This window comes from Snodgrassella sp. CFCC 13594, assembly GCF_001590725.1.
Classification (GTDB): domain Bacteria; phylum Pseudomonadota; class Gammaproteobacteria; order Burkholderiales; family Neisseriaceae; genus Snodgrassella.
Genome location: NZ_LQXR01000071.1, coordinates 1 through 667, shown reverse-complemented (window position 1 = coordinate 667; position 667 = coordinate 1). Strand labels below are relative to the sequence as shown.

Annotated in this window: 1 pseudogene; it reads left to right on the top strand. The window is 45.1% G+C overall.

Annotation, left to right across the window (positions count from 1 at the left end):
* Positions 1-283, top strand: a pseudogene (locus A2F46_RS12745) (hypothetical protein); the annotation flags it as partial.
* Positions 284-667 lie beyond the last annotated feature (384 nt).

Below are 667 nucleotides of genomic sequence, written 5' to 3'. Positions count from 1 at the left end.
CAACCGCGAATTGGGTGCCAGTGAAGCGCATGTGGTGCAATCGTCTGAAGAAAGTTCAGACAGCCTAAACGACCTATTGGGTTTGAAGGCTATTTCAATTCGTTTGCCACAGGGCATGATTGATGATTTAAAGGCAATCGCTGAGATGAATGGATTGGGCTATCAGCCGCTGATTAAGCAGATTCTGGCGCGGTTTGTGCGCAGTGAACAAAAGCGCTTGGCTAATGAGATGATTCAAGAAACCTTGGCGCAGCGAAAGGCGGATAAAGGTAAGGTTGCCTGATAGGTGACTGTAGAGAAAGGGGCCGATAAGGCTCTTTTTTTGTTGCCTAATCAGGATAAGCCTAATCAGGATAAGCCTAATCAGGATAAGCCTAATCAGGTTAACACCAAAGAGCTATTCGCGAAACTCCATTTGTCGATTCCCGAAACTCCATTTGTCGATTCCCGAAACGCCATTTGTAGATTCCCGAAACGCCATTTGTAGATTCGGGAAACACCAAAAGGGACATTCGGGAATTGCCAAAAGGGACATTCGGGAGGTGAAGAAATCGCTCTCGCGAACCACGAAAATCGCTTTCGGGATGTGAAGAAATCGCTTTCGGCTCCCAAATACGCTAATTTTAATACAGTGTCAAATTAAGATGGTAAAGTTATGTTTAGATGT